Here is a 26269-nt window from a genome sequence, read left to right as displayed (position 1 = left end):
ATGCGGTCGCCTTCGCGCTGGTCCACATGCGTCCGGCCGCGCGCCGCGTCGCGCTGTTCATGGTCATGGTGCCGTTCTGGGTCTCGGTGCTGGTGCGCGCCTTTGCCTGGATCACCATCCTGCGCCGCAATGGCGTCCTCAATTCGGCACTGGTCGGCAGCGGCGCGCTCGCCGAACCGCTGGAGCTCGTCTACAATCAGTTCGGCGTGATCGTCGGCATGGTCCACTATATGATGCCGTTCGCGATCCTGCTGCTCTACGCCAACCTTTCCGAAATCGACCCGCGCATCATCCAGGCGGCGCGGTCGCTCGGGGCGAGGCCCGTCACGATCTTCACCCGGGTCTGGCTGCCGCTCAGCCTGCCCGGCCTTGCGATTGCTAGCCTGTTCATCGTCATCTTCTCGCTCGGCTTCCTGGTGACGCCGGCCATCCTCGGCGCCGGCCGCGTGCTCATGGTCGCCGAATACATCTCGGTGCAGATCTCCTCGACCTTGCGCTGGGGGGTGGCAACCGCCCTCTCCACGATGCTGCTGCTTGTCGTCGGGGTGCTGGTCGCGGTCGCCGCGGGCAGTCCCGCGCTTCGCGCCGCCTTCGAGGGCGGACGCCGATGAGCCCGCGTTTGCGTCGCATAGGCGAGCGCTGGCTGCCCTGGACCTTGGCATGGCTGCTGCTTGCCTTCCTCTTCGTGCCCGTGCTGGTGGTCGTGCCGGTGGCGCTGACGGCGAAGGACTATTTGTCATTGCCGACCAGCGGCATCTCATTCCAGCACTTTGCCTCGCTTGCGGACTGGCGCGCCGGCTGGCTGCCGAGCATCCTGACCAGCCTGGGCATAGCGCTCGCCTCCAGCATCGCCGCAACCGGCGTGTCGGCGGCCTTCGCCATCGGCGCCTGGGTCTATGCCGGGCGATGGCCCTCGACCCTGCGCATCATTCTGCTCTCGCCGCTTATCGTGCCACCGATCATCTATGCCGTCGGCATGGTGCGGCTGTGGTCGAAGCTGTCGCTGCTCGACAGCTGGCTCGGCGTCACCATCGTCCATGTCATCCTGGCGATGCCGCTTGCCGTTCTTGCGATCGGCGCCTCGCTGTCCAATCTCGATCCGCGCCTCGTCCAGGCCGCGCGCTCGCTGGGCGCCCGCCCGCCCACCGTCTTTGGCAGGGTGATCCTGCCCAATATCCTGCCGGGCACGATCGCCGGCGCCATCCTGGCCTTCATCGTCTCCTGGGACGAGATCACAGTGACGCTCTTCATCACCAGCCGCCGGCTGGTGACGCTGCCGCGCAAGATCTGGACAAGCATCGCCGACGCCGTCGACCCGGCGCTGGCCGCCATCGCCACCGTCATGCTCGTCGTCACCATCGTCTGCCTGCTGCTGCGCATGACCGTTTGGGAACGTCTCGCACAGCGCCGGTCGTGAACCCTCATCCAGTCCGCAAGTTCAGAAAGGAAATCAAGGACATGTCAGCACACACCGCCGCAATGAGCGAACACGAATATCGCGAGGCGAAGTTCTTCCAGACATTCGGATCGGTGCCGACGCCGGCTTTCCACGATCCCGAGGAACAGACCCGGGTCTGGGGGCGCCCATGGGGCTGCACCAACGATGTCGGCAAGCTGCGCGCGGTGCTGATGCATCGCCCTGGCGAGGAGATCAACGTCGTCGACAAGAACAAGCCGATGCCCGAGATCGGCGGCTTCGGCGACCCGGAGAAGGGCTGGTACTTCATGGGCAAGACGCCGCCGGATCTCGCCGCCATGCAGGCCGCCCATGACGCGTTCACCGCGCTGCTTCGCTCGGAAGGCGTCGATGTGATCCTCACCGAGAAGGCGGCGCCCGGCGCGCTCAAGTCGACCTTCTGCCGTGACAGCGTCATCGGCGTCAAAGGCGGCGCCATCGTCACCCGCCTTGCCCGGCGCGCTCGCCGCGGCGAGGAACTGATGGTCACCCAGGCCCTGGCAAAGGCCGGCTGCCCGATCCTGGGAACGTTGCATGGCGAAGCGGTGTTCGAGGGTGGCGGCTTCGCGCTGATCGACGAAAAGACGGCGGTCTGCTCGCTCTCCGTCGCCTGCAACGAGGAAGGCATCCGTCAGGTCGAGATGATCCTGAACAGCCTCGGCGTCGAGCTGATCAAGGTGCCGATGCCGGGCTACCGGATCCACATCGACGGCAGCTTTATGATGATCGACCACGAGACCGCCATCATCAACATCAACGAGCTCCCTTACTTCTTCATCGACCGCCTCAAGAAGCGCGGCATGAATCTGATCGAGCTGCCGCCTGAGGACAATGCCTTCTCGTTGAACTGCCTGGCCATAGCGCCCGGCAGGGTCGTCATGCATGCCACCCGCACTCCCCGGCTCGCCGAGCGGCTGGACAAGGCGGGCATCACCATCTTGACGCTCGACTATGAATGCATCGAACTGAACGGCGGCGGCATCCATTGTTCGACAGGGCCGCTCGCTCGGGACCCGAACTGAATGGCCTTCCTCGACATCCGCACGCTTCGCAAGGCCTACGGATCGGCAATCGCGCTCGACGGCGTCGACCTGTCGATCAACGAGGGCGAATTCGTCACCTTGCTCGGTCCATCCGGCTCGGGCAAGACAACCCTGCTGATGTCGATCGCCGGTTTTACCAGGCCGGACTCAGGAACGATCCTGCTCGACGGCGCCGACATCACCGGCGTCGATCCCGAGGACCGCAACTTCGGCCTGGTTTTCCAGGGTTATGCGCTGTTTCCCCATCTGTCGGTGGCAAACAACATCGCCTTCCCCTTGCGCGTGCGCAAATGGAACAAGGCGCGCATCGCCGCGCGCGTTGATGAAGTGATGAAGCTGGTCGGCCTCGACAAGCTCGCCGCACGCAAGCCGCGCGAACTGTCCGGCGGCCAGCAGCAGCGCGTGGCCATCGGCCGCGCGCTTGCTTTTGGACCGAAAATCCTGCTGCTCGACGAGCCCCTCTCGGCGCTTGATCGCAAGCTACGCGACGCCATGCAGCGTGAGTTGAAGCGTCTCCACCAGGAAACCGGTGTCACGTTCGTTTTCGTCACGCACGATCAAGAAGAGGCGTACGCCATGTCGGACCGCATTGCCGTCTTCCAGAACGGCAACATCGTTCAGATCGGCAGTCCGCGCGAAATATACCGGGCGCCGGCCTCGCGCTTCGTCGCCGGCTTCCTCGGCGGCAACAACATCCTGTCGGCTCAAACGGACGGCGCGCAACTCGATCTTTTCGGCATCCGCATGCCTATGCCTGCAGCCTATGACCGGACGCGCCACGGCGACGGCGCGATCACGGTCTGGATCCGCCCGGAAGACATCACCCTCGGCGATGTGGCGCCTGACGCGGTCTCCTTCTCCGTTACGGTCGCGGACGTGTCCTTCGTCGGCACGTCGGAACGCGTCACCGTCATCACGGCCGACGGGCAGGAACTGAGCGTGCTCGCGCCCTCCGCAATAGCCCGCGAGTTGACCCCCGGCAGCACGGCAACCTGCGCTCTCCTGCCGTCGGTCATCGGATTTCTGGCGCGCGAATAGCGTGCCTGCCACCCCAAGCCGGTCGTCCGTCGCGGCGCCATCGGCAAAGCATCAACGAGGACAGAAATGACCGTCACCCTGCGCAACGTGGACATCCCGGATTTCGGCCTTCCGGTCGAGCGCCCCGCCATCCCGGCAGCGACGTATGAAACGCGCTGCGCCCGCGCCATCGACAAGTCCGGCGCCGACTGGCTGGTCGTCTATGCCGACCGCGAGCACGCCGCCAACATCGCCTTCCTGACAGGCTTCGAGCCTCGCTTCGAGGAGGCTCTGCTGCTTCTGGGCAAGGCAGGCCAGCGGATCATAGTCACCGGCAACGAGAACATCGGCTACACGCCGATCGCCGGCCTGCCCGGCATCGTCACCATGCTTGCCCAATCACTGAGCCTGATGGGCCAGGATCGCAGCCAGAAGCCGGATCTTGTCGCGGTGCTGCGCGAAGCTGGGCTCGCATCGGGCGATACGATCGGCCTTGTCGGCTGGAAGTATCTCGAAGGCGAGGAGTGGGATTCGGCGAAGCCGACCTTCTTCGCGCCGTCCTTCGTCGTCGACGCCATTGCCGCGATCGTCGGGCCGTCCGCCCTCGTGGACGCCACCCGCGTGCTGATGCACCCGGTCGAGGGCCTGCGGGCCGTGGTCGACGCAGACCAGATCGCCGAGGCCGAATGGGGAGCGTCGAGGGCATCGATGGCGGTCTGGCGGATCGTCACGGGCTTCACTCTTGGCGATAGCGAGCTCGCGGCCGCGTCCCGCATGGGGTATGCCGGCGAACCGATGAGCTGCCATCCGATGTTCGCCTCCAACGATGCGAGCGGCCCCGTCATCGGCCTGCGCAGCCCGACAGCCCGCGTGCCGCGGCGCGGCGAGGGTGCCACCACCGCGGTCGGGTACTGGGGTGGCCTGACGGCACGCGGCGGCCTGATCGCCGAGGCCGACGCCGCTTTCCTGGAGGTAGCCAAGGCCTATTTCGACGGACTGATCGCCTGGTACGAGACGGCCGGAATCGGTGTCGAAGGCGGCGCGATCCACGAAGCAGTGATCTCCACCCTGGCCCGTGGCGGGCTGCGGCCGGCCCTCAATCCCGGCCATCTGGTCGGGCTCGACGAATGGATGCATTCGCCGATACGTCCGGGCTCAACGGAACGCCTGGCCTCCGGCATGCCGTTCCAGGTCGACATCATTCCCGTGCCGATGCCCGACGGCGTGACGCTCAACAGCGAGGACGCCGTGACCTTCGCAGACGCGGGCCTGCGCGCGACGATCGCCGAGCGCTATCCGGCGCTCGCGGCGCGTTTCGCCGCGCGCCGGCGCTTCGTCGCCGACGAGCTCGGCGTCGAGGTCAAGGACGAGATGCTTCTGCTGTCGGCCATCCCGCTTTGCCTGCCGCCATTCTGGCTGGCGCCGCAAGAACTGTTGGCACGGGGTTGACTTAGTCGGACCTTGTAGAAAAAGAGGGCCGGCCGCGCCGACATCGGCGTGGGGCCCTCACCCAGGATCGTCGCTCAGCCTGGCGCCGCGCCTCAAGGCGTAGACATTGTCCGTCGACGCGCCACGCGAAATGGGCCGGTGCGACCGGCCCATTCCCCAATCATTCTTCCTCAACGGGTTCCGGGATTGCATCCGGCAGGTTTTGTCGTCCAACCCGGTCTGCGACGAGCATGGAAAGCATCATCTCGACAAGGCCATTGGTGGCCCCCTTCTCGCCGCCATTGGCGCCGATCTGGATCTGCGGCACGAGCGGCAGCCTGCCATTCTCGATCGCCTCGGCGAAGCGCATGAGAACCTGCGAGTTGAGCTGATAGTCCGGACCGCCGAAGGCCGCGACCTTCTTCTCGGTGGCCTCGGCCTCGGCCAAGCCAAGTGCGCGCACCTTCTCGGCCTCCGCAAAACCGGTCGCCTTGATGCGCTCGGCATCGGCAAGCGCGACAGCCTTGATCATATCGGCCTCGCCCTGGCCGGCGAGACGCACTTTCTCCGCCTCCGCCTTGGCGGTGACCTGGATGGTTTCCGCCTCCTGACGGGCGCGGGCGAGTTGCGCCTTGCCCTCGTTCTCGCTGATCTCGATGGTAAGTGCCGAGGTCGTGATCTTGGCTTGCTGTTCGGCCAGCGCTTCTTTCTCACGCAAGGTACGTTCCTGAGTGGCCGCCCTCTCCTGCAATTTGTAGGTCTCGACCTTTTCGACCGCGATCTGGCGCTCACGCAGCTGGATCAGGATCTGCTCTATGCTGTTCTGGCCATTGGCGGCACGCGGCGTGCCAATCAGCACTTCCTGCAGCTCGAGGCTGTAGGAATTGAATTTCTCGCGCATCTCTTCGCCCGACTTGCGCTGGATGTCGCTACGCTCCTGCAAGAGCTGGATCAGCGTCTTTGTCTGGGCGATGTTCTTGAAATAGGCGGAAACCATCGGATCGAGCGTCTGTTCGACCAGTCGCTTGATGTCACCGAAGCGCTGTACCACGAGCGGCGCCTTCATATAGTCGATATGCACGACGACGGAGAGCGGCAGCACAGGCTCGAACGCATCCTTGGTGATCAACGACACTTCGGACAGGTTCTCGTCCAGTCTGTGTTCGCCGAACTGCTCCTTCGTCCATTTGAGCACGAAGTTGGTGGTCGGCACGATGATGATATTGCCGGCATAGGTGTTGAACGCATACTTGCCCGGCAGCAGCGGCGTCGACCAGACACCGCGCGCGCCGATTTCGACCAGCTCGCCGTGACGGTACGCCTGCCCGGATATGTCCGCGCCGTGGCGGCCATTATAGGAGACGACGACACCCACCGTGCCAACGTCGATGATCGTCTTCTCGACCAGTTCGACGGTCGCAAAGATGCGATTGAGGAAATAGCTGCCGTCGGCCAGCACCTGCAGCTGCCGGCCACGGTAACCACCGGCTTTGAGAAACTTCTCCGGGTCCTGGAAATTGTTGTGGAAGTTCGGGTCGTTCGGGTCGTTGGCCACGGTCGGCGCGATGATCTCGCCGTCCGGCAGAGCCGGGCCGTCATGGATGGTGACGATACCGATCATGTCCTCGGCATTGTGGATGACGACCGGCTCAAAGCCGCCCCGCTCCGAGATCAAGCTGGACATGTTGGCAAAAAGACTTTGTTCCGACGAGCTCAGATTGACGGCATAGGTCGATTGAGCGGTGAGCACGACGAATTGGGCGAGATTGATGGCATAGGTGCCTTCACGCAAGATCTTGCGCTGCGGTCCTTTCTGTCCGCCTTTTTCGAGAAAGCCGCGCACATCCTGGAAATCATCGGCATCTGTGTTGGAAGCAAGTGTCTGTGTCGGCGGCAGCGGCTTGCCGTCACGCGCAAAGACATAGCCGATCTGGCCCTGCGGGATGGTGACGAGATTGGCGCGGTGCATCGAATATTGGAACGGCATGAAGAAATGCAGGCCGCCGCGCACGACTTCCGGCTGGTAGCCTGCCTCGCGGTTGAGCGCTATGAAGCCATCACTGACGGAACCGCGAAAGCTCCATAGTTTTTCCAGGATGCCGAGCCTGTCGTTCGGGATGTAGCGGACCATGCCGCTCCGCCAGAACAAGATCGCCAGCACGATAACCGGCACGGCGATCTCGATCGCCGTCCATTTCATCGGGCCGAGATATTCTAGGGCTTCCATGTGTTGTCTCCTAAGGGCGCGCGGGTTCGTTCACCCGGCCGCCACCCGGCTGGTGTTGATTGACAAAGCGGGGAGATTTCGCGCCGAGACGCCCGACACACAAAAGGCGTGTCGAACGTTCGGGCTGCTCATTGTTTGGAAAGGTGACCACGCCTCCCGAGTCCCCCGTGAGAAAGGCGTGGCGTAAGCAATGTTACATCGGTGTTGCCTTGATAGACATAACAACGATGACGTAGGGATAGCGCCAACAGGTTTAAAGATACTTCACGCCGAAATCGTATAAGTGTTTTCAACGCTTTCGTTGCTTCGAAGCGTCAACTTCTAGAAATTAGCGGAGAGCGAATGGCGCTCTCGATGAGTCAAACATCGGCTTCCGATCCGACCTGATGCGGAACCTGGAAACAAGCAACATCTCACATGCCGCGCCGTCGCCGACGCAGAACACCGATTTCAAAAGGAATTTTTTCGGCCTACCGCCTCAGCGCGTAGACATTGTCCATCGACGCGCCACCCAGTGGCAGCGCCATGTCGTCGTCGAGCAGCCGGGTGATGCGGGCGAAGCCGACGAAGGCTTTCCGCGCTTCCTCGGCCGACATCTTGCCCGACATAGCCGCCGTGCAGCAATTCAGGGCGCATTGATAAACCGGGCCGCGTCTGCCCGTTGGCCATTTCCGCAGGAACACCATCGCCTCGGAGACGCTATCGACTTCCTCCACAGGGTATCCCTGCCCACGCGCAATTCGCACTGGGGTAAAGAAATGCAAGCGATCCATGATCATCCTCCCGGCCGACCGCAGTGCAGTCGAACCCGCATAAACGCACGTTCGGCGGATTGGTTCCAAACAAATTCGGTTGCCGATGGAAAAACTTCGGAACCCGCCGGCCGGCACCTGTGCGATGGAGAGCACCCATTGCGACTCAACCGATGCAGGCTTCGAGGCGGCGTATAACGGCGATTCTCATTGAATGTCTTTAAGGCGAAAGCTGGCAAATGGATTGCTTGCCGGTTCCCCTGCGTCAGGCTTAACCTCTGCGGTCAAACGCGTGAGGGCGCGTTTGCTAGAAGGGGAACAACGACATGACCATTCAAGGCGCTTCGCCTGACCTCTATAACGAGGATCTGGCTCCGGCAACGGTCAGGAACTGGGGACCGTTTTCGATCTTCAATGTCTGGACTTCGGACGTCCACAGCCTCTGGGGCTACTATCTGGCGGCCAGCCTGTTTCTGTTCTGCGGCGGCTTCGTCAATTTCATCATCGCCATCGGCATCGGCTCGCTGATCATCTACGCGCTGATGAACATGGTCGGCTATGCCGGCGTGAAGACCGGCGTGCCTTACCCAGTGCTAGCCCGTGCCTCCTTCGGCATCTGGGGCGCCAACATTCCGGCGCTGGTGCGCGCCATCGTCGCCTGCTTCTGGTATGGCGCTCAGACGGCCGCGGCGTCGGGCGCCATCGTGGCGCTGCTGACGCGCCTGCAATGGTTCGACGAGTTCAACAAGAGCTCGCATCTTCTTGGGCATTCGACCCTGGAGGTGATCTGCTTCGTTGTTATCTGGGCGTTGCAGTTGCTGATCATTCAGAAGGGCATGGAGACCGTGCGCCGCTTCCAGGACTGGGCCGGTCCCGCCGTGTGGGTGATGATGCTGCTTCTGGCCATCTATCTCTGCGTGAAGTCCGGAACTTTCGCGTTCACCAGTGACATCCCCATGGATGTGCTCCGCGAGAAGACCGCCGACGCCGGCATTCCTGGCGATCCGGGATCGTGGACCGCGCTGTTCGGTGCCGCGGCGATCTGGGTGACTTAATTCTCGGCGCTCTATCTGAATTTCTGCGACTTTGCCCGTTACGCGCCGGACAATGCGGCCCTTCGCAAGGGCAATATCTGGGGCCTGCCGGTCAACCTCATCCTGTTCTCGCTGGTCGCCGGCGTCACGACGATCGCCGCCTACGACGTCTACCATGAAGTGCTGCTCCATCCCGACCAGATCTCGGCCAAGTTCGACAGCTGGTTCCTAGCGGCGCTTGCGGCGCTCACCTTCGCGGTGGCGACGCTTGGCATCAACGTGGTGGCGAATTTCGTTTCGCCGGCCTTTGACTTCTCCAATGTCTTCCCGCGTCAGATCGACTTCAAGAAAGGCGGCTACATCGCGGCGTTGATTGCGCTGGTGCTCTATCCCTTCGCGCCCTGGGAAGGCAGCGCCGCGCATTTCGTCGGCATCATCGGCGCGACGATGGGGCCGATCTTCGGCGTGATGATGGTCGACTACTATCTGATCCGCAAAAGCGAGGTCGATGTACCGGCGCTCTATCGCGAGGACGGCGAATTCCGCTTCCAGGGCGGCTGGCATGTCAACGCCTTCATCGCCGCCGGCATCGGCGCGATCTTCTCCTCGATCCTGCCCAACTTCACGAGCCTGCTGCCGTCCTGGTGGGGTGTCTATGGCTGGTTCTTCGGCGTGGCCATCGCCGGCGCCGTCTATTACGTCCTGCGCACCATGGCGCTCGGCGCGGGTGCCAGGACGGCTAAAGCCTGAGCGCACTTTCCCCTTCTCCCCCTTGTGGGAGAAGGTGGATCGGCGCGATAGCGCCGAGACGGATGAGGGGTGTTCCAGCGGAGTGAGACGTTGGCGTTCCCTGGAACACCCCTCATCCGGCCGCTTCGCGGCCACCTTCTCCCACAGGGGGAGAAGGGAAGGCCCCGCCGACCATCTCCGCCAGCCTGCGCACCGTGTTCCAGTTGCGCGACGTGCCGACGCCGAAGCGCTTGTGATTGGCGGCTGCAAGCAGCCGCGAGCTCGGCCGCTCGCGCGAGAAGACAAGCCAGATATCGCCGTCGACCAAAAGCACCTTCTCATCGTCGGCCGCGCGGGCCTGAAGTCCAGATAGCGCTTCGTCGGCGACAGGTTGGCGCATCACCCGAATCGCGACCTGGTCGCCGGCTTCAGCCGACTCGGCAGGGAATGGATTGGAAGCCGCAAGCTTCAACCAATCCTCGGCGCCGCGCACGATAATATCGACATGGCGGCCGAAAGTTTTCTCGAAGGCCTTTTCCAGCCGACGCTCAAGTTTCGAAATTTCGCCAGCTGGCGCCTCGAAGACCAGGTTACCGGTCGATACCAGCGTGCGGATATTGTTGAAGCCGAGACCTTCGGCCATCGCCTTGAAGTCCGACATAACGAGGCGCCGGCCTTCGCCGAGGCCTATGCTGTAGAGCAGCGCGACATAGGTTTGCATAGCTGGTTCGCCAGCCGATGGTTCAAACCAGGCGCGACTGGTCCACTGCCGCCGAGATGAAGCTCGCGAACAGCGGATGCGGCTCGAGCGGCCGGCTCTTCAGCTCGGGGTGGTACTGCACGCCGATGAACCAGGGATGGTCCGGATATTCGACCGTCTCCGGCAGCACGCCATCGGGCGACATGCCGGCGAAGACTAGGCCGCACTCTTCCAGCCGCTGCTTGTAGTCGATATTGACCTCGTAGCGGTGCCGGTGGCGCTCGGAAATCTGCGTGTCGCCGTAAATGTCCGCAATTTTCGAGCCCTTGGCGAGTTCGGCCTGGTAGGCGCCGAGCCGCATCGTGCCGCCGAGATCGCCCGTGGCCCGGCGCTTCTCAAGCATGTTGCCTTTCAGCCATTCGGTCATCAGGCCGACGACTGGCTCATCCGTCGGGCCGAACTCGGTCGACGAGGCGCGATCGACGCCTGCCAGCGAGCGGGCCGCCTCGATGCAGGCCATCTGCATGCCGAAGCAGATGCCGAAGTAAGGCACCTTCCGCTCCCGCGCGAACTTGGCGGCCAGGATCTTGCCCTCCGAGCCACGCTCGCCAAAGCCGCCTGGAACGAGAATGCCGTGCACTTTCTCCAGCCAGGGAGCGGGATCCTCCTTCTCGAAGATCTCGCTCTCGATCCAGTCGAGCTTGACCTTCACGTGATTGGCGAGCCCGCCATGCGACAGCGCCTCGATCAGCGATTTGTAGGCGTCCTTAAGGCCGGTGTACTTGCCGACGACGGCGATGGTCACCTCGCCTTCCGGATTGTGGATACGCTTGGACAGCGCCTGCCACGGCTCCATGCGCGGCTTCGGCGCCGGGTCGATGCCGAAGGCGGCGAGCACTTCCGAATCAAGCCCTTCCTGGTGATAGGCCATCGGCACGTCGTAGATATGCGGCACGTCCAGCGCCTGGATGACGGCGCTTTCGCGCACGTTGCAGAACAGCGATAGCTTGCGCCGTTCTTCCTTTGGGATCGGCCGGTCGGCGCGCACCAGAAGGATGTCGGGCGCAATGCCGATGCCGCGCAGTTCCTTGACCGAATGCTGCGTCGGCTTGGTCTTCAGTTCGCCGGCGGTCGGGATGTAGGGCATCAGCGTCAGATGCACATAGACCGCGTTGTTGCGCGGCAGGTCGTTGCCGAGCTGGCGAATCGCCTCCAGGAACGGCATCGCCTCGATATCGCCGACCGTGCCGCCGATCTCGCACAGGACGAAATCGTAGTCGTCATTGCCGTCCAGCACGAAATGCTTGATCTCGTCGGTGACGTGCGGGATCACCTGCACGGTCGCGCCGAGATAGTCGCCGCGCCGCTCGCGCTCGATGATGTTCTTGTAGATGCGGCCGGTGGTGATGTTGTCCTGCTGGTTCGCGGAACGCCCGGTGAAGCGCTCGTAATGGCCAAGATCGAGGTCGGTCTCGGCGCCGTCGTCGGTCACGAACACTTCGCCATGCTGATATGGCGACATCGTTCCGGGATCGACATTGAGGTAAGGATCGAGCTTTTTGATCCGCGCGCGATAGCCTCGCGCCTGCAGGAGAGCCCCAAGAGCTGCTGCGGCGATGCCTTTTCCGAGTGAGGAAACCACGCCGCCTGTGATGAATACATATCGCGCCATGGGAGTCATCGCTTAACGCGGCCTGATTGATTCCGCCAGAGAAAAAACCGCCGCGAAGGCTTTTTCCCAAAATAGCGCGGGTGTCTCTGGAGCATGATCCCGAAAAGTGGAAACCGGTTTTCGGGAAAGATCATGCTCCACAAGGAACAGCCTTGGATTCAGTCAAAACAAAAGGGCCGGCGGTGCCGGCCCTTTTGGCAGTATGATGGAAATCGTTAGATAATAACGACCTTGGTGCCGATCTTGACGCGGCTGTAGAGATCCATGACGTGCTCGTTGATCATGCGGAAGCAGCCGTTGGAGGCGCTGGTTCCGATCGAGTTCGGCGCGATCGTGCCGTGGATGCGCAGATGCGTGTCCTTCTTGCCGTCATAGAGGTAGATGGCGCGCGCGCCGAGCGGGTTCTCGCCGCCGCCGGGCATGCCGTCCTTGTACTGGCCGTAATGCTTCGGCTCGCGCTTCTGCATGTCGAGCGTCGGGATCCAGCGCGGCCATTCCTGCTTGTCGCCGACCGCCACGGTGCCCTTGAACTGCAGCCCTTCGCGGCCGACAGCGATGGCATAGCGGCGCGCAGTGGAAAACGACTCGACGAGGTAGAGGCGACGGGCGCTGGTGTCGATCACGATGGTACCCGGCTCATAGCCGGTGAACGTGACGTCCTGCGGCACGAATTCCGGCTTCACCTTGAAGGGCCGCTTGGCGTCCTTCTTGGCCAACGCCGAATCGAGCGCGCGTGTCTCTGGCAGATAGCTGATCGAGGACACCGAGGCGCCGCCGAACAGGCCTGCGAACAGCCCACCGCTGCTCGTCTGCTTCTGGCCGGGCTGCTCACTGCGCAATTCACCGTTGTTGCCGGTGGCGGTAATGTTCATGGCTTCCGCCGGGATCGGCTCCTCGGCCTTGACCGGAACGAGCGGCGCTATCGGCTCCAGCGGCGCAAGGATGTTGGTGGTCTTCTTGGCCGGTTTGGCGTCGGCGACTTCAGATGCGGCCGCCCCGCCGCCCTTCTTGGCGAGCCATTCCTGGCGCGCCGCGTCTGCCTTGGCCTTTGCCGCCTCGCGCATCGCCAACTTGCGAGCCTCGAGCGCCTTCTGCTTGGCGGCTTCCTTGTCGGCCACGATCTTGGCCTCGAGCTTGCTGATCTGCGCAAGGTCGTCCGAAGTCGGGTTTTTCTTCTTCTTGAGAAGCCTCAGCTGCGATGCGTCGCTCTTGGCGGCGACGACCGGAATTGCGTCGGTCGTCTCTACCGACGGGGAAGTGGCCAGGTTTGCCGGTCCGGCAAAGGCCGCGGAGCCCATGCCGAGGACGGCACAGACTCCCAGGAGGATGAAGCTGCGAAGCTGCATGGCGAAGATCCGATTGTCAAAAGCAAGTTGCCCACGGCATCGCCCGGCGCCCCCCAAGGACGCCGATAAAGTGCCGCGGGCAATCTATAATCGATTAGCCGTCATCGCCTCAAGCTGAGGCAGGCGCCACGCCCGGTTGAATCTTTGTGATCGGACGCGCATTTGCCGCGACTGTGTTCAAAGAACCACAGATCGCGGCCCGGTTTCCTTGGCCGGCTACTGGTTCGGAACCTGCGGCGTGACCGGCAAGGTGACGCCGTTGGCTGCAGGCGCCGGCGCAGCCGGAGCAGCCGTTGTCGCCGGAGCCGGCGCAGGCGCCATGGTGCCGTTGGCAAGAGGCGTCGTGGTTGTCGTACCGCCCGACGGAGCTGCGGGAGTCGTACCGCTGGCCGGAGACGCGGGCTTGGAGGTGCCCACCGGCCCATTGGAACCCGGCAGCTGGTTGAGCACGCCGCTGCCCTGGCTCGACGTCGCAGGCCGGTCGAGAATGTCGATCGGCTTCTCGCCGTAACGGGCAAGGATCGACAGCGCCAGCGAAGTGACGAAGAACGCAGCCGCCAGGATCGCGGTCGCGCGGGTCAGCGCATTGGCAGCGCCGCGCGCCGTCATGAAACCGGAACCGCCGCCGATGCCCAGACCGCCGCCTTCGGAGCGCTGCAGCAGCACCACGCCGACAAGGGCGAGCACGACCATGAGGTGGATGACGATCAGTACGGTTTCCATAATTTATCCTGGCGAGGCCAAGCGCTGCCGCGCATACGACCGGTGTTTTGGAGGCGGCTCCTTACAATGCTTTGGCGGCATTTCCAAGCCCGTGGCCGGGAATATGGGAAGCAATGCGGCCAATACAACGATTTATGCCGCTGAAGCCGAGGTGACGGTCTCTAGGAGATATTCATGTAGGCTTCCGCAATCGCGAGGAAGTCGGCCGCCTTCAGGCTGGCGCCGCCGACCAGCGCGCCGTCGACATTCTCGACGCCGAGCAGTTCCACCGCGTTGGACGGCTTGACCGAGCCGCCATAGAGAATGCGCATCCTGGCCGCGGCATCGCCGAGCAAGCCGGTCAGCTTGCCGCGGATATGCGCATGCGCCTCGGCGACGTCGGCCGCCGTCGGGGTTAAGCCGGTGCCGATCGCCCACACCGGCTCATAGGCAATGATGGTGTTCGCAGCGGTAGCGCTGGTCGGAACTGATCCTTCGAGTTGGCGCGACAGGACATCGAGCGTGGCGCCAGCCTCGCGTTCGGCGCGCGTCTCGCCGATGCAGATGATGGCCACCAGCCCTGCCCGCCAGGCTGCCGATGCCTTGGCATGGACCGTCGCATCGTTGTCGCCGAACAGTTCGCGGCGCTCGGAATGGCCGACAATGACGTGGCTCGCGCCGGCGTCCTTCAGCATCTCGGCGGAAATCTCGCCGGTAAAGGCGCCGTTCTCCTTGGGATGGCAATCCTCTCCACCGGCCCGCACCGGCGTGCGCGACAGGATCTCGGCGGCGCGCTGGAGCAACGTCGCCGGCACGCACACCAGCGCTTCGGTCTCGGCGTCGAGGCCGCTCATGAACCCGTTGCCAATCGACCGCAGCTCGTTGAGCGAGGCGCTGGTGCCGTTCATTTTCCAGTTGCCGGCGACAAGGGGGCGGATTCCAGGGGTCATGGGACGCGTTCTCCGAGCGACATTAAGCAGCGCCCTCACTACCAAAATCAGGTCACAAAGCAATCGACAGTGGACCGGAAGGGCGCTATTGCGCTTGTTTCAGACTCGGCGCATGCGAAAATGCGCAAAACTCGGAAGTATGCATGCTTGGTATATTGAGAAGCGCGGCGGGTACCTGGGTCGCGAAGGCGTTGCTGTCCTTGCTGGTGGTGAGTTTCCTCGCCTGGGGCGCCACCACACGCATGGTGGGTGGCGTGCTGGGCGGTCATCACGCGGTGATCACCGCCGGCGGCACCGAGGTCTCGATCAACGAGTACCGCCTCGCCTATGATCGCCAGCTCAGCCTGCTTTCCCAGCAATATGGCCAGCGCGTCACCCAGGAACAGGCCAAGCTGCTCGGCGTCGACAACCAGGTGCTGGCGCAGCTCGTGTCGGGCGCCGTGCTCGATGAACAGGCGCGCAAGCTTGGCCTCGGCCTTTCCAAGGACCGGCTGGCCGAGCTGACGCGCGAGGATCCGGCTTTCAAGGGCCCGAGCGGCCAGTTCGATCGCCGGACGTTCGAATACCTCCTTCGCCAGCTCAACATGCGGCCCGAGGATTATCTCAAGAACCGCTCGCAGGTGGCCGTGCGCCAGCAGATCGTCGAGGCGATCTCCGACGGGCTGAAAGTGCCGCAGACCTTCCTCAAGGCGGTCTCGCTCTATCGCGGCGAGGACCGCACGATCGACTATCTGGTGCTGCCGAAAACGCTGGTGCAGCCGATCGAGGCGCCGTCCGACAGCGCCCTCAACGCCTATTTCGACGCCAACAAGAAGAACTACGCCGCGCCGGAATACCGCAAGTTCTCCTATGTCCGGCTGGAACCGCAGGACATCGCGGACCCGTCGGCGGTGACAGACCAGCAGGTGAGCGAGGACTACAAGAAGAATATCGCGCGCTACACGACGCCCGAGATGCGCACCATCGAGCAGTTGGTGTTCAAGACGCCGGATGCGGCCAAGGCGGCTTTGGATTCGCTGAAGGCCGGCGCCACCTTCGACAAGCTCGTCACCGCCGAAGGCAAGACGCAGGCCGACACGCTGCTCGGCACGCTGTCCAAGGACAAGATCGCCGACAAGGCGGTCGCCGACGCGGCCTTCTCGCTCAATGCCAACGAGGTGAGCCAGGTCGTCCAGGGCGCTTTCGGTCCCGTGCTCCTGCGCGTCACGGAGATCAAGCCGCAAGTCGTGAAGCCGCTTTCGGAAGTGTCCGCTCAGATCCGCAAGGACCTGGCGCTCGGCGAGGCAAGCCGTATCCTGCTCGACGTGCATGATAGTTACGAGGATACCCGCGCCTCGGGCGCCTCGCTTGCCCAGGCCGCCGACAAGCTGAAGCTCAAGGTCGTCACCATCGACGCCATCGACCGCACCGGCCAGCGGCCGGACGGCACCGTAGTCAACGACCTGCCGCAATCGGCCGATCTCATCAAGTCGGTGTTCGCGGCCGAGCCCAATACCGAGAATGAAGGCCTGACGACCGCCGACAACGGTTTCGTCTTCTACGAGGTGCAGTCGATCACGCCGGCGCGCGACCGCACGCTGGATGAGGTCCGCAAGAAGGTCGTGGCCGACTGGACGGAAGCCGAGACCGACAAGCGGCTCGACGCGAAGGCGCAGGAGCTCGAGAAGCGCCTTAAGGCCGGCACCACGCTCGACGTCATCGCCGGCGAGCTCAAGCTCGAGAAACAGACCAAGCGTGGCCTGAAGCGCGAAGCCGACGACGCCGATTTCGGCAAGGAGGGTGCCGCGGCCATGTTCGGCGTCGGCGAAGGCGGCACCGGCCTGATCCCCTCGCCCACCGGCGACGGCCAGATCCTGTTCAAGGTCGCCGAGGTCTTCGAGCCGGCCGGCGCCGACGGCAGCACGGTGCCGGACGAGGCGCAGAAATCCTTCGGTGCCGGCATGTCCGACGACCTGCTCGACCAGCTGGTGGCGCAGCTGCAGTCGCAATATGACGTTCGCATCGATCCGAACGCCGTTTCGCAAGCACAGACACGATGAGCGCGCTGAAGACACATATCGCCAAGGTCGCCACCGGCACCGCGCTTTCCTTCGAGGAAGCACGCGAGGCGTTCGACATCATCATGTCGGGCGATGCGACGCCCGGCCAGATCGGCGGCTTCCTGATGGCGCTGCGCGTGCGCGGCGAGACCGTGGGCGAGATATCCGGCGCGGTCGCCACGATGCGCGCCAAGATGCTGCGCGTCGAGGCGCCGCAGGGCGCCATCGACATCGTCGGCACCGGCGGCGACAATTCGCACTCGGTCAACATCTCGACTGCTTCGGCCTTCGTCATCGCCGCCGCCGGCGTGCCGGTCGCCAAGCACGGGAATCGCGGCCTGTCCTCGCTGACCGGCTCCGCCGATGTGCTGACGGCGCTGGGCGTCAGAATAGATATCTCGCCGGAAATGATCGGCCGCTGCATCCACGAGGCCGGCGTCGGCTTCATGTTCGCGCCGGCGCATCATCCGGCGATGAAGCATGTCGGGCCGACCCGCGTCGAGCTTGGCACGCGCACCATCTTCAATCTGCTCGGACCGCTGTCGAACCCCGCCGGCGTCAGCCGCCAGATGGTCGGCGTCTTCCTGCCGGAATGGATCATGCCGGTGGCCGAGACGCTGAAGGCGCTAGGCGCCGAGCACGCCTGGGTCGTCCATGGCGACGGCTATGACGAGATCACGACCACGGGCGAGACGCAGGTTGCGGAGCTTGCCGGCGGTGAGATCCGCACCTTCACCCTGACGCCGGAAGCCGTCGGGCTGAAGCGGCACACCAAGGAAGAGCTGCGCGGCGGCGACGCGGCCTACAACGCCAGGCAACTGCGCGATATGTTGGGTGGCGCCGCCGGCGCCTATCGCGACACGGTGCTGATGAACGCCGGCGCCGGTCTGGTTGTGGCCGGCAAGGCGACGACGCTTGCCGACGGCATCGCGGCGGCAGCGCAAGCGATCGACAGCGGCCGCGCCCTTGCGGTGCTGGACAAGCTCGTCGAGATTTCGAACGGATAAGGCCTTGTCGGACATCCTGCGCAAGATCGAAGCCTATAAGCGCGAAGAGATCGCGGCGGCGAAGGCGAAAATACCGCTGGCCGAGATCAAGGCGCGGGCAAAGGATGCCGGTGGGACGCGCGGTTTTTTGGCGGCGCTCGAGGCGAAGCGAACAGCGGGGAGCTTCGCGCTGATCGCCGAAATCAAGAAGGCCAGCCCTTCCAAGGGGTTGATCCGTGCCGATTTCGATCCGCCGGCGTTGGCCAAGGCCTATCAGCAAGGTGGCGCCGCGTGCCTTTCGGTGCTGACCGACGCACCGTCTTTCCAGGGCGCTCCGGAATTCCTGACGGCCGCGCGCGCAGCGGTGCGCCTGCCGGCCCTCCGCAAGGATTTTCTGTTCGATCCCTATCAGGTCCATGAAGCACGCGCCTGGGGCGCCGATGCGATCCTCATCATCATGGCGAGCGTCGACGACGCGCTGGCCAGCGAGCTCGAAGCGACCGCCTTCGAGCTCGGCATGGACGCACTGATCGAGGTGCATGATGAGAATGAGATGCAGCGCGCGCTTACTTTGTCTTCGCGGCTGATCGGCATCAACAACCGTGATCTCAGAACCTTCCAGACCAGCCTCGACGTTTCGGAGCGCCTGGCCGCCATGGTGCCGGCGGATCGGCTGCTGGTCAGCGAGAGCGGCATCTTCACGCATCAGGATTGCCGCCGGTTGGAGAAGAGCAAGATCGGTACTTTCCTCGTCGGCGAGAGCCTGATGCGGCAGGCTGACGTAGCTGCCGCGACCAAGCTTCTGCTGACAGGCAAGGCAGCGGCCGAGGCCGTTTGAGAATGCCCGCCCTCACCCACCTCGGCGCCAAGGGCGAAGCCAATATGGTCGATGTCGGCGACAAGGCCGAAACGACCCGTACGGCAATCGCCGAGGGTTTTGTCTCGATGCGGCCCGAAACGCTGGAGATGATTCTGGCCGGCGACGCCAAGAAGGGCGATGTGCTGGGCACCGCCCGCATCGCCGGGATCATGGCGGCGAAGAAGACGCATGCGCTGATCCCGCTTTGCCATCCGCTGCTTCTGACCAAAGTGGCCGTCGAGATCGAGCCGGACCATTCGCTGCCCGGCCTCAAGGTCACAGCGCTCGCCCGCGTCACAGGCAAGACCGGCGTGGAGATGGAAGCGCTGACCGCCGCCTCGGTCGCCTGCCTCACCATCTACGACATGGCCAAGGCGGTGGATCGCGGCATGGTGATTTCCGGTGTCCGGCTGGTCGAGAAGACCGGCGGCAAATCCGGTGACTACAAGGCGGATGCCTGATGGCGCTGGTACCGGTCGCCGAAGCGCTCGCGCGCCTGCTCGACGGCGCAGCGCCTTTGCCGGGCGAAAGCATTCCGCTGGCGGACGCGGCCGGGCGGGTCCTGGCGGAACCGGTTGTGGCGCTGCGCACGCAGCCGCCCTTCAACGCCTCGGCGATGGATGGTTATGCTGCGCGTTCCGCCGACGTCGCTTCAGCGCCGGCGCAACTGGAAGTGATAGGCATGGCGCCTGCCGGGCGCGGCTTCTCCGGAACAGTCGGCGAAGGCCAGGCCGTGCGCATCTTCACCGGCGCGCCGCTGCCTGAAGGCGCCGACACCATCGTCATCCAGGAAAACGTCCGCGACTTAGGTGGCGGCAAGATCGAGGTGATGGAGCCGACCGCCGAAGCCCGCAATGTGCGCCGCCGCGGGCTCGACTTCGGCGAGGGCGATGTGCTGCTCGAAAAAGGTCGCTTGCTCGATGCGGCGGCTCTTTCGCTGGCGGCCTCGGCCAACCACCCTGCCTTGAATGTCGTGCGCCAGCCGCTGGTCGCGATCATCGCCACCGGCGATGAATTGCTGCCGCCGGGCAGCGCGCTCGGCCCAGATCAGATCATTTCCTCCAATGGCTATGGCGTTGCCGCCGCCGCCCAGTCGGTCGGCGCGCGGGCGCTCGATCTCGGCATCGCCGCCGACCGCAAGGAGGCGATCGCCGCGCTGGTCAGGAAAGCGGTCCAGGCGGGCGCCGATGTCATCGTCACGCTCGGCGGCGCCTCGGTCGGCGACCACGACCTGATCCATGACGTGCTGACCGGGGAAGGCATGCGGCTCGACTTCTGGAAGATCGCCATGCGCCCCGGCAAACCGTTGATGTTCGGCCGGCTTGGCAATGTCCGCTGCATCGGCCTCCCAGGCAATCCGGTGGCCAGCATCGTCTGCTCGCAGCTCTTCCTGAAGCCGCTGCTTGCCCGGCTCGGCGGCCGCAATTTCAGGCAGGACGTGCGAACGGCCAGGCTGGGCGCCGCGATGCCGGCCAACGATCTCAGGCAGGACTATGTTCGCGCCGTGGTGCGCGAAGACGCCGGCACGCTGGTCGCGACGCCTTTCGGCATCCAGGACTCCTCGATGCTCAGGATGCTCGCCGACGCCAACGGCCTGATCTTGCGCGAGCCCTTCGCGTTAGCCGCGGAGGTTGGCGCCGAATGCAGCGTGCTTATGCTGCGCTGATAGATCGACAACGCCGGTCGTTCATAATCGGCGACGTCGATAGTTATTCGTCCACCAGCGTTCGGGTCAGGGGATGCTCCGGATCTGCGAGACCATCGACGACGTTGAAATGATGCCGATCCGGCTCGACAACTGACTGGGCAGCGGCGCCAAGCCCGGTCCAGATGTTGGCGAGCAAGGCGCTCTGGCGCAGGAACTCCGAGCGCTCGCCACCGCCGACCCAACAGGTGATGCGGGTTCCTTGCACGGGCCGCAGCAGCGCCGGGCTTTCGCTCAACGCTTCCCGCTCGTCGATGTTCAGCGTCTCGTTCAAAGCCGTGAACATCAACGGCCGAAGGTCGTGCAGGCCTGAAATCGAAACGACCATGCGTATGCGTTTCGCCACCATGGCGCCCAGCGGCGAAGTCGTCGTCACCATCCGGCTGGCGAGATGTCCGCCGGCCGAGTGACCGGTCAGCATCAGCGGGCCATCGACCATGGCCGCCGCCTTGCCGATCGCGGCCGCGACTTCATTGACGATGCCGCCGATCCTGGTCCGCGGGCACAGCGTATAGGAAGGCATGGCGACGGCAAAGCCGCGACCGACAGCGCCGGCGGCCAGATGCGACCAGGATGTCTTGTCCGATTCCATCCAGTAGCCGCCATGGATGAACACGACGAGCCCCTTCGATGCGGCAGGCGGAAGGAAGAGATCGAACCGGCTGCGCGGCGCCTCGCCATAGACGATGTCGAGCCGCGCCCTGCCCTGCGCCAACAGCTTTTCGCGAAATGCCTGAGCTGGGCCGTCCCAGGCCGCCGGCCAGCGGTCGCCCCCAGCGATGTTCGCGCCGTTGGCGTAGGCGTCATCCCAGTCGACAATGCGGTGTCCCAGCACCGGCCCCTCCCGCGATCAGATCGATTTCGAGTTGTCTTTGTTCGGCATGCCATTCGAAGTCAGGTGACGGCCTCCTTGATCGCATAGCGCGCCTCCTGCCAGGCGCCCGTGCGCAGGATGTCTTCCAGCACCTCGACGGCGTCCCAGACGTCCCGGTAGCCGACATAGAGCGGCGTGAAGCCGAAACGGACGGTCGACGGAGCGCGGAAATCGCCGATCACGCCACGCTCGATCAAGGCGCGCATCACCTGGTAACCATGCGGATGGGCGAACGACACCTGGCTGCCGCGCTCGGCCCCGTTGCGCGGGCTTTCCAGCTGGAGACCGAAAGCGCCGCATCTGGCTTCGACAAGCCGGATGAACAGATCCGTCATCGCGACGCTTTTCTCGCGCACGGCCGTCATGTCGACTTCGTCCCAGAGATCCAGCGAACCTTTCAGCGCCCGCATCGACAACACCGGCTGCGTCCCGCACAGGAATCGCCGGATGCCTGAGCCGGCGGCATAACCCTGCTCGAACGCGAAGGGCCGGGCATGGCCCCACCAGCCGCTGAGCGGCTGGCTGATGTGGGGATGATGGCGAGTGGCGCCGTAGATGAAGGCCGGCGCGCCCGGTCCGCCATTGAGATATTTGTAGGTGCAGCCGATCGCGAAATCGGCATTCGAGCCATCGAGATCCACCGGCAGGGCGCCGGCCGTGTGGCAGAGGTCCCAGACGATCAACGCGCCAGCGTCATGGGCCTTGCGGGTCAGGGCCGCCATATCGCGCAACCGGCCGGACTTGTAATTGACGTGGTTGACCAGGATGACCGCGACACGGTCGTCGATCAGTTCCTCGATCGTCGGCGCATCGACGCCTTCGAGCCGCAGCACCGTGCCGGGCCGCGTCGAGGACACCCCCTCCGCCATGTAGAGGTCGGTCGGAAAGCTGTCGCCTTCGGCGACGATCACCGGGCGGTCCGGTCGCATTGCGAGCGCCGCATGCAGGACCTTGTAGATGTTGATCGAGGTGGTGTCGCATACCACAGTCTGGCCAGGCGCGGCGCCGATCAGACGCCCGAGCCGGTCGCCCAGCTTGACAGGCATGTCGAACCAGCCGGCGGTGTTCCAGGCACGGATGAGATCCTGCGCCCATTCCTGCTTCGCGGCCGTCTCGATCTCGTTGAAGACATTGATTGAAGCAGCGCCCAGCGAATTGCCGTCGAGATAAATCACCCCTTCCGGCAGGACGAAGCGATCGCGCAAGGGGCGCAGCGGGTCCGCGGCATCCATCGCCTCGACCTCGGCAAGATCGGGAATTCCCCTCATTGTGCTACCGCCTCCATTTCGACCCAGGCCGCTACATCCCTCCGGCGGCCAACGGTTGTCCCATCACCGTCCGCAACCCGGCAAGAACCTTCTGTCCTATGTTAGCTGGTCCATAGACGGCAAAGGCTGAGGATCGGAATCGTAGCCAAGGTTGGCATTTTGAGTTCGTTTCGTTCACGGTACGGCACATGGTTGCGTCAGCTGACGGGATCCCTTCAGCACCTTCGCGACGATGTCGGCTCTCAATTTCAGCATAAGGAGAATTGCAAAATCGAGCGGAATCAATGACACAGCCCAACCGGTGGCGGCCGGGCAGCGTCCGATGCAACATTCTTTCGGCAGCCTTAAGAAATTCATTAAACTTTAAACGGTTGCGGAACACAACTGGAACAGATAGTGTTTGTTCTGGGTTTGTTTTTCTGATTCTGGTTTCGGAACCCGTGGGGGCCGCCAATGCTGACGCGCAAACAACATGAACTCCTGATGTTCATCCATGAACGCCTGAAGGAGAGCGGGATCCCTCCATCCTTCGACGAGATGAAGGAAGCGCTCGACCTCGCCTCGAAGTCCGGCATTCATCGGCTGATCACGGCGCTGGAAGAACGCGGTTTCATTCGCCGGCTACCGAACCGGGCGCGCGCGCTGGAGGTCTTGCGCCTGCCCGACTCGATCGCGCCCGGCCTGAATGCCGCGAAGAAATTTTCGCCAAGCGTCATCCAGGGCGGTCAGGGCAATCTAAGCCGCCAGGTCAAGCCGGCAGCGCCCTCGCGTACGCCGACACCCAGCAATGATGACGACGCCGCTTCAGCGGTGTCCATTCCGGTGATGGGCCGCATCGCCGCCGGTGTGCCGATCGACGCCATCCAGCACCAAACGCATTCGATCTCGGTCCCGCCAGACATGATCATGGGCGGCGAGCACTATGCGCTGGAGGTCAAGGGCGACTCGATGATCGAGGCTGGCATCTTCGACGGCGACACCGTCATCATCCGCAACGTCAGCACGGCAAGCCCGGGCGAGATCGTGGTGGCGCTGGTGGATGACGAGGAGGCAACGCTCAAGCGCTTCCGCCGCAAGGGCGCCTCGATCGCGCTGGAGGCCGCCAACCCGGCCTACGAGACCCGCATCTTCGGGCCGGATCGGGTCAAGGTACAGGGCAAGCTCGTCGGGCTGATCCGCCGCTACTGATCCGGCTGCGAGGGCTTGGCCCTCTCAGGCTTTTCATAAGGTGGCAGTCCCCTCGCTTCGCGGGTATATTTGCGCTGCTCGTGCCAGGGCCGATATGGCTTTTCGACCGCATATTGGATGGCTGCTCGCGCTGTTGCCGATTGTGGATCGAAGAAGACGGCGGCGCTGCCGTCACGCGCCAGTTGGCGCTTGGTGACGACAAGCACGCGCTGATCCCAACAGGGATTGTAGGCCGTCGCATCGTTGATGACGATGAGGTCGGCAAAACCGCAGGCGGGCCGTGCGCTGTCGCGGTTTTCGGCGAGCGCGACGATCGCGCCGGAAGGATGCCGGCCAATGCAGAGGTCGCCGGTGCAGTAGAAGGGCGAGCCGGGCGGCAGGTCGACCGGGTCGGCGATATCGAGAGCGTCCTTGGCGAATGTCTCGGGCGGCACGATGCCCTCGGCCTTCAGCGCCCGCTTCCAATTGTCAGTGGTGAACTCGTTGGAGCGTTCGCGGTTGACGGCAAGCTCGCCGCCGCCGATCGGCATCGCCACGAGATGCGCGTCCTCCGAGATCAGCACGTCCGGGGTGCGCACATGCGGGATCGCCAGCAGCGCGGCGAGCGCGAAGGGCACAGCGGCGAGCCTCAGCCAGGTGGTGGCCATGGTCGCGATGACGAGCGCGATTGTCGCCAGCAGCACCGACTGGATCGAGATCAATCCCACGGCATCGACGGGCGAGCGCTCGGAAATCCATGCCGAAATGGCGATCATCGCTGTCAGGCCCTTGCCCATCACATAGAGGAAGGGACCGTCGAAGCCGAACGGCATGGCGAGCGCGCTCAACACGGCGAACGGCATGACGATCAGCGAGACGATCGGCATGACCGCCAGATTGGCGAGCAGGCTGAGCGGCGACACGCGCTGAAAATGCCAGATCGCAAACAGCAATGTCGCGCTGCCGGCGACGAGCGAGGTCACAGCGGCGCCGCCCACGCCAACCGCCAGTTTCCGGGACAGGAACCTCAGGAACGAACGCTTCACCGGCGGCGCGGTCGTTTTGCCGGCGCGATAATCGGCAAAGCCGGCATAGGCGCCGACCAGGGCCGCGGTGGCGGCGAAGGACATCTGGAAGCTCGGGCCGACCACTTCATGTGGCGAGACAAGGATGACGGCAATCGCCGAGATCGCCAGGTTGCGCATCGTCAACGCCGCGCGGTCGAAGAGCACCGCTACAAGCATGACCGCAAGCATGATGAAGCTTCGCTCGGCCGCCACCACGATGCCGGAGATGCCGAGGTAAGCGGCGATCGAGGCCAGCGCGATCGCCGCGGCGTATTTCTTCACCGGGCGGCGGGACGAGAAATCGGGAAACAGCGCGAAGGCGCCGCGCAGCAGGAACATGATCGTGCCGGCCACCAGCGCCATGTGCAGGCCGGAGATCGAGATGATGTGATAAATGCCGGTCCGTCGCATCGACTCGTTAATCGCTTCCGGAATGCCCGCGCGCACGCCGACAATCAGCGCCGCCGCGATCTCGCCCTCTGACCCACCAATGCTGCTCCGAATGTGGTCGGCGATCCCTTCGCGCGCGTTTTCTATGGCCGATGCAATGCTTGCGCCCAACGGCACCCCCGTCGACGCAGACGGAGTCGGCGCAATCAGCTTTGGATCGCCCAGGAAAAAGCCGCTGCCGCCAATGCCGGCAAAATAGCTGTCGAAGGAAAAGTCGTAGCTGCCCGGCCGGACCGGACCGGTCGGCGGCAGCAGCTTGGCATAACCGGTCAGCATCGATCCGGCGGTCATGCCGGGCGGGATCCTGCGCGCCGACAGCCGAACGCGGTCCGGCGCGTAGCGCAACGTCGGGTGCTCGGTGGATATCAGATCGATGGTCAGCCGCACACGGCCATTGGCCATCGCTTCGGCGGTGACCAGGCGGCCGGTCAGCCGGGTCTGGATTTCGGACCCCAGCATCGGCGTCGCCATCCGCCAGGTCTCCACCTTGGCCGCGAGAAAGCCGAGCGCGCAGAACAGCGATGCCATGAAGACAAGGTGCGCTTTCTGCCAGGAGCGCGACACTGCCGCGCAGACAGCCATCAGGGCCACCGCCGCAAGCGGCCTGTAGAGATCCGGCTCGGTGCTCAGCGAGAAGTAGTAGATGACGCCGGCGGCCAGGAACACCGGCACCAGCAGAAAGCCGACGCCGCGGTCGAGCTCGGTAGTGGCAGCGACCGCAACGCTTCGGCGCAGCGCGGGAAGCGAAACGCGGCCAAACTGTTTGCGGATTCGGCCTACGGTACCTGTTGCTGGCTC

21 protein-coding genes and 1 pseudogene are annotated in these 26269 nt (G+C 64.1%); 12 read left to right on the top strand and 10 right to left on the bottom strand.

The annotated features are described in order from the left end of the window. The 5 genes from EOA23_RS12365 to EOA23_RS12345 form a co-directional block, all read left to right on the top strand. A partial coding sequence (locus EOA23_RS12365) for an ABC transporter permease (RefSeq protein ID WP_145966419.1) occupies positions 1 to 611 on the top strand: 611 nt, incomplete at its 5' end. Further along, positions 608 to 1417: an ABC transporter permease gene (locus EOA23_RS12360; protein ID WP_126060771.1), complete on the top strand. Its 810-nt coding sequence runs from the start codon at positions 608 to 610 to the stop codon at positions 1415 to 1417. The genes EOA23_RS12365 and EOA23_RS12360, both read left to right, overlap by 4 nt. A 41-nt stretch (positions 1418 to 1458) precedes the next feature. Further along, positions 1459 to 2478 carry an arginine deiminase family protein gene (locus tag EOA23_RS12355; RefSeq protein WP_127304344.1) on the top strand — a complete coding sequence of 340 codons (1020 nt, stop codon included), beginning with the start codon at positions 1459 to 1461 and terminating at the stop codon, positions 2476 to 2478. Then, positions 2479 to 3537 carry an ABC transporter ATP-binding protein gene (locus tag EOA23_RS12350; RefSeq protein WP_127304343.1) on the top strand — a complete coding sequence of 353 codons (1059 nt, stop codon included), beginning with the start codon at positions 2479 to 2481 and terminating at the stop codon, positions 3535 to 3537. It begins immediately after the preceding gene. A 66-nt stretch (positions 3538 to 3603) separates the two neighbouring features. Then, on the top strand, positions 3604 to 4965 hold the full coding sequence (locus tag EOA23_RS12345) for a M24 family metallopeptidase (protein ID WP_127304342.1): 1362 nt from the start codon (positions 3604 to 3606) through the stop codon (positions 4963 to 4965). A gap of 160 nt (positions 4966 to 5125) precedes the next feature. Here EOA23_RS12345 and EOA23_RS12340 read toward each other — a convergent pair whose 3' ends face one another. Next, complete coding sequence (locus EOA23_RS12340) at positions 5126 to 7171, bottom strand: flotillin family protein (protein ID WP_127304341.1); 2046 nt, start codon at positions 7169 to 7171, stop codon at positions 5126 to 5128. Between the two features lie 470 nt (positions 7172 to 7641). Continuing rightward, positions 7642 to 7944, bottom strand: coding sequence for a DUF982 domain-containing protein (locus EOA23_RS12335; protein ID WP_042642716.1), 303 nt, complete (start codon positions 7942 to 7944; stop codon positions 7642 to 7644). A gap of 305 nt (positions 7945 to 8249) precedes the next feature. On the opposite strand from EOA23_RS12335, the pseudogene EOA23_RS12330 reads away from it, so the two are divergent. Next, positions 8250 to 9707 (top strand): annotated as a pseudogene (locus EOA23_RS12330) (NCS1 family nucleobase:cation symporter-1). 112 nt (positions 9708 to 9819) lie between these two features. Here the strand turns inward: EOA23_RS12330 and EOA23_RS12325 are convergent. The 5 genes from EOA23_RS12325 to tpiA form a co-directional block, all read right to left on the bottom strand. Beyond that, entirely contained in the window at positions 9820 to 10407 is a 588-nt protein-coding gene (locus EOA23_RS12325; protein WP_127304340.1) for a DUF1697 domain-containing protein, read from the bottom strand. A gap of 22 nt (positions 10408 to 10429) precedes the next feature. Continuing rightward, on the bottom strand, positions 10430 to 12067 hold the full coding sequence (locus tag EOA23_RS12320) for a CTP synthase (protein ID WP_127304339.1): 1638 nt from the start codon (positions 12065 to 12067) through the stop codon (positions 10430 to 10432). A 206-nt stretch (positions 12068 to 12273) separates the two neighbouring features. After that, positions 12274 to 13404 carry a L,D-transpeptidase family protein gene (locus EOA23_RS12315; protein ID WP_126060764.1) on the bottom strand — a complete coding sequence of 377 codons (1131 nt, stop codon included), beginning with the start codon at positions 13402 to 13404 and terminating at the stop codon, positions 12274 to 12276. Between the two features lie 216 nt (positions 13405 to 13620). Continuing rightward, entirely contained in the window at positions 13621 to 14127 is a 507-nt protein-coding gene (gene secG / locus EOA23_RS12310; RefSeq protein ID WP_127304338.1) for a preprotein translocase subunit SecG, read from the bottom strand. A 161-nt stretch (positions 14128 to 14288) separates the two neighbouring features. After that, the gene (gene tpiA / locus EOA23_RS12305; RefSeq protein ID WP_042642513.1) at positions 14289 to 15056 is read right to left on the bottom strand and encodes a triose-phosphate isomerase; all 768 of its coding nucleotides are present in this window, start codon (positions 15054 to 15056) and stop codon (positions 14289 to 14291) included. A gap of 143 nt (positions 15057 to 15199) precedes the next feature. On the opposite strand from tpiA, the gene EOA23_RS12300 reads away from it, so the two are divergent. From EOA23_RS12300 to glp, 5 genes are read left to right on the top strand one after another with little or no spacing between them, the layout of a single operon-like run. Next, positions 15200 to 17095 (top strand): peptidylprolyl isomerase, encoded by a 1896-nt coding sequence (locus tag EOA23_RS12300; RefSeq protein WP_127304337.1) that lies wholly within the window; start codon positions 15200 to 15202, stop codon positions 17093 to 17095. Next, positions 17092 to 18102, top strand: a complete 1011-nt coding sequence (gene trpD, locus EOA23_RS12295) for an anthranilate phosphoribosyltransferase (protein ID WP_042642516.1) — start codon at positions 17092 to 17094, stop codon at positions 18100 to 18102. The genes EOA23_RS12300 and trpD overlap by 4 nt, the downstream gene beginning before the upstream one ends. A gap of 4 nt (positions 18103 to 18106) precedes the next feature. Beyond that, the gene (gene trpC, locus EOA23_RS12290) at positions 18107 to 18919 is read left to right on the top strand and encodes an indole-3-glycerol phosphate synthase TrpC (RefSeq protein WP_127304336.1); all 813 of its coding nucleotides are present in this window, start codon (positions 18107 to 18109) and stop codon (positions 18917 to 18919) included. A gap of 2 nt (positions 18920 to 18921) precedes the next feature. Next, positions 18922 to 19401 carry a cyclic pyranopterin monophosphate synthase MoaC gene (gene moaC, locus EOA23_RS12285; protein ID WP_127304335.1) on the top strand — a complete coding sequence of 160 codons (480 nt, stop codon included), beginning with the start codon at positions 18922 to 18924 and terminating at the stop codon, positions 19399 to 19401. Next, positions 19401 to 20606 (top strand): gephyrin-like molybdotransferase Glp, encoded by a 1206-nt coding sequence (glp, locus tag EOA23_RS12280; protein WP_127304334.1) that lies wholly within the window; start codon positions 19401 to 19403, stop codon positions 20604 to 20606. Before moaC ends, glp begins: the two co-directional genes overlap by 1 nt. A gap of 43 nt (positions 20607 to 20649) precedes the next feature. Here the strand turns inward: glp and EOA23_RS12275 are convergent, their stop codons facing one another. Both EOA23_RS12275 and kynU read right to left on the bottom strand, forming a co-directional pair. Further along, positions 20650 to 21480, bottom strand: coding sequence for an alpha/beta hydrolase (locus EOA23_RS12275; protein ID WP_127304333.1), 831 nt, complete (start codon positions 21478 to 21480; stop codon positions 20650 to 20652). A 59-nt stretch (positions 21481 to 21539) separates the two neighbouring features. Beyond that, the gene (kynU, locus tag EOA23_RS12270; RefSeq protein WP_127304332.1) at positions 21540 to 22787 is read right to left on the bottom strand and encodes a kynureninase; all 1248 of its coding nucleotides are present in this window, start codon (positions 22785 to 22787) and stop codon (positions 21540 to 21542) included. A gap of 453 nt (positions 22788 to 23240) precedes the next feature. Here kynU and lexA point away from each other — a divergent pair, with 453 nt between their 5' ends. Continuing rightward, positions 23241 to 23975 carry a transcriptional repressor LexA gene (gene lexA / locus EOA23_RS12265; RefSeq protein ID WP_127304331.1) on the top strand — a complete coding sequence of 245 codons (735 nt, stop codon included), beginning with the start codon at positions 23241 to 23243 and terminating at the stop codon, positions 23973 to 23975. On the opposite strand, the gene EOA23_RS12260 is transcribed toward lexA, so the two are convergent. Beyond that, positions 23969 to 26269, bottom strand: a 2301-nt coding sequence (locus tag EOA23_RS12260; RefSeq protein WP_348628564.1) for a ComEC/Rec2 family competence protein, incomplete at its 5' end; no start/stop codon positions are given. The two genes, lexA and EOA23_RS12260, sit on opposite strands and share 7 nt — an antisense overlap.

The organism is Mesorhizobium sp. M2A.F.Ca.ET.042.01.1.1, assembly GCF_003997405.1.
In the GTDB taxonomy this organism is placed as follows: Bacteria; Pseudomonadota; Alphaproteobacteria; order Rhizobiales; family Rhizobiaceae; genus Mesorhizobium.
Note: the sequence above shows the minus strand (reverse complement) of the source record. Positions and strands in the feature narration are given on the sequence as shown.

Bases quoted from the DNA above. Each gene is read 5' to 3' on its own strand.
- EOA23_RS12360 (WP_126060771.1), top strand. From the start codon at position 608: ATGAGCCCGCGTTTGCGTCGCATAGGCGAGCGCTGGCTGCCCTGGACC.
- EOA23_RS12355 (WP_127304344.1), top strand. From the start codon at position 1,459: ATGTCAGCACACACCGCCGCAATGAGCGAACACGAATATCGCGAGGCG.
- EOA23_RS12350 (WP_127304343.1), top strand. From the start codon at position 2,479: ATGGCCTTCCTCGACATCCGCACGCTTCGCAAGGCCTACGGATCGGCA.
- EOA23_RS12345 (WP_127304342.1), top strand. From the start codon at position 3,604: ATGACCGTCACCCTGCGCAACGTGGACATCCCGGATTTCGGCCTTCCG.
- EOA23_RS12340 (WP_127304341.1), bottom strand. From the start codon at position 7,171: ATGGAAGCCCTAGAATATCTCGGCCCGATGAAATGGACGGCGATCGAG.
- EOA23_RS12335 (WP_042642716.1), bottom strand. From the start codon at position 7,944: ATGGATCGCTTGCATTTCTTTACCCCAGTGCGAATTGCGCGTGGGCAG.
- EOA23_RS12325 (WP_127304340.1), bottom strand. From the start codon at position 10,407: ATGCAAACCTATGTCGCGCTGCTCTACAGCATAGGCCTCGGCGAAGGC.
- EOA23_RS12320 (WP_127304339.1), bottom strand. From the start codon at position 12,067: ATGACTCCCATGGCGCGATATGTATTCATCACAGGCGGCGTGGTTTCC.
- EOA23_RS12315 (WP_126060764.1), bottom strand. From the start codon at position 13,404: ATGCAGCTTCGCAGCTTCATCCTCCTGGGAGTCTGTGCCGTCCTCGGC.
- secG (WP_127304338.1), bottom strand. From the start codon at position 14,127: ATGGAAACCGTACTGATCGTCATCCACCTCATGGTCGTGCTCGCCCTT.
- tpiA (WP_042642513.1), bottom strand. From the start codon at position 15,056: ATGACCCCTGGAATCCGCCCCCTTGTCGCCGGCAACTGGAAAATGAAC.
- EOA23_RS12300 (WP_127304337.1), top strand. From the start codon at position 15,200: ATGCTTGGTATATTGAGAAGCGCGGCGGGTACCTGGGTCGCGAAGGCG.
- trpD (WP_042642516.1), top strand. From the start codon at position 17,092: ATGAGCGCGCTGAAGACACATATCGCCAAGGTCGCCACCGGCACCGCG.
- moaC (WP_127304335.1), top strand. From the start codon at position 18,922: ATGCCCGCCCTCACCCACCTCGGCGCCAAGGGCGAAGCCAATATGGTC.
- glp (WP_127304334.1), top strand. From the start codon at position 19,401: ATGGCGCTGGTACCGGTCGCCGAAGCGCTCGCGCGCCTGCTCGACGGC.
- kynU (WP_127304332.1), bottom strand. From the start codon at position 22,787: ATGAGGGGAATTCCCGATCTTGCCGAGGTCGAGGCGATGGATGCCGCG.
- lexA (WP_127304331.1), top strand. From the start codon at position 23,241: ATGCTGACGCGCAAACAACATGAACTCCTGATGTTCATCCATGAACGC.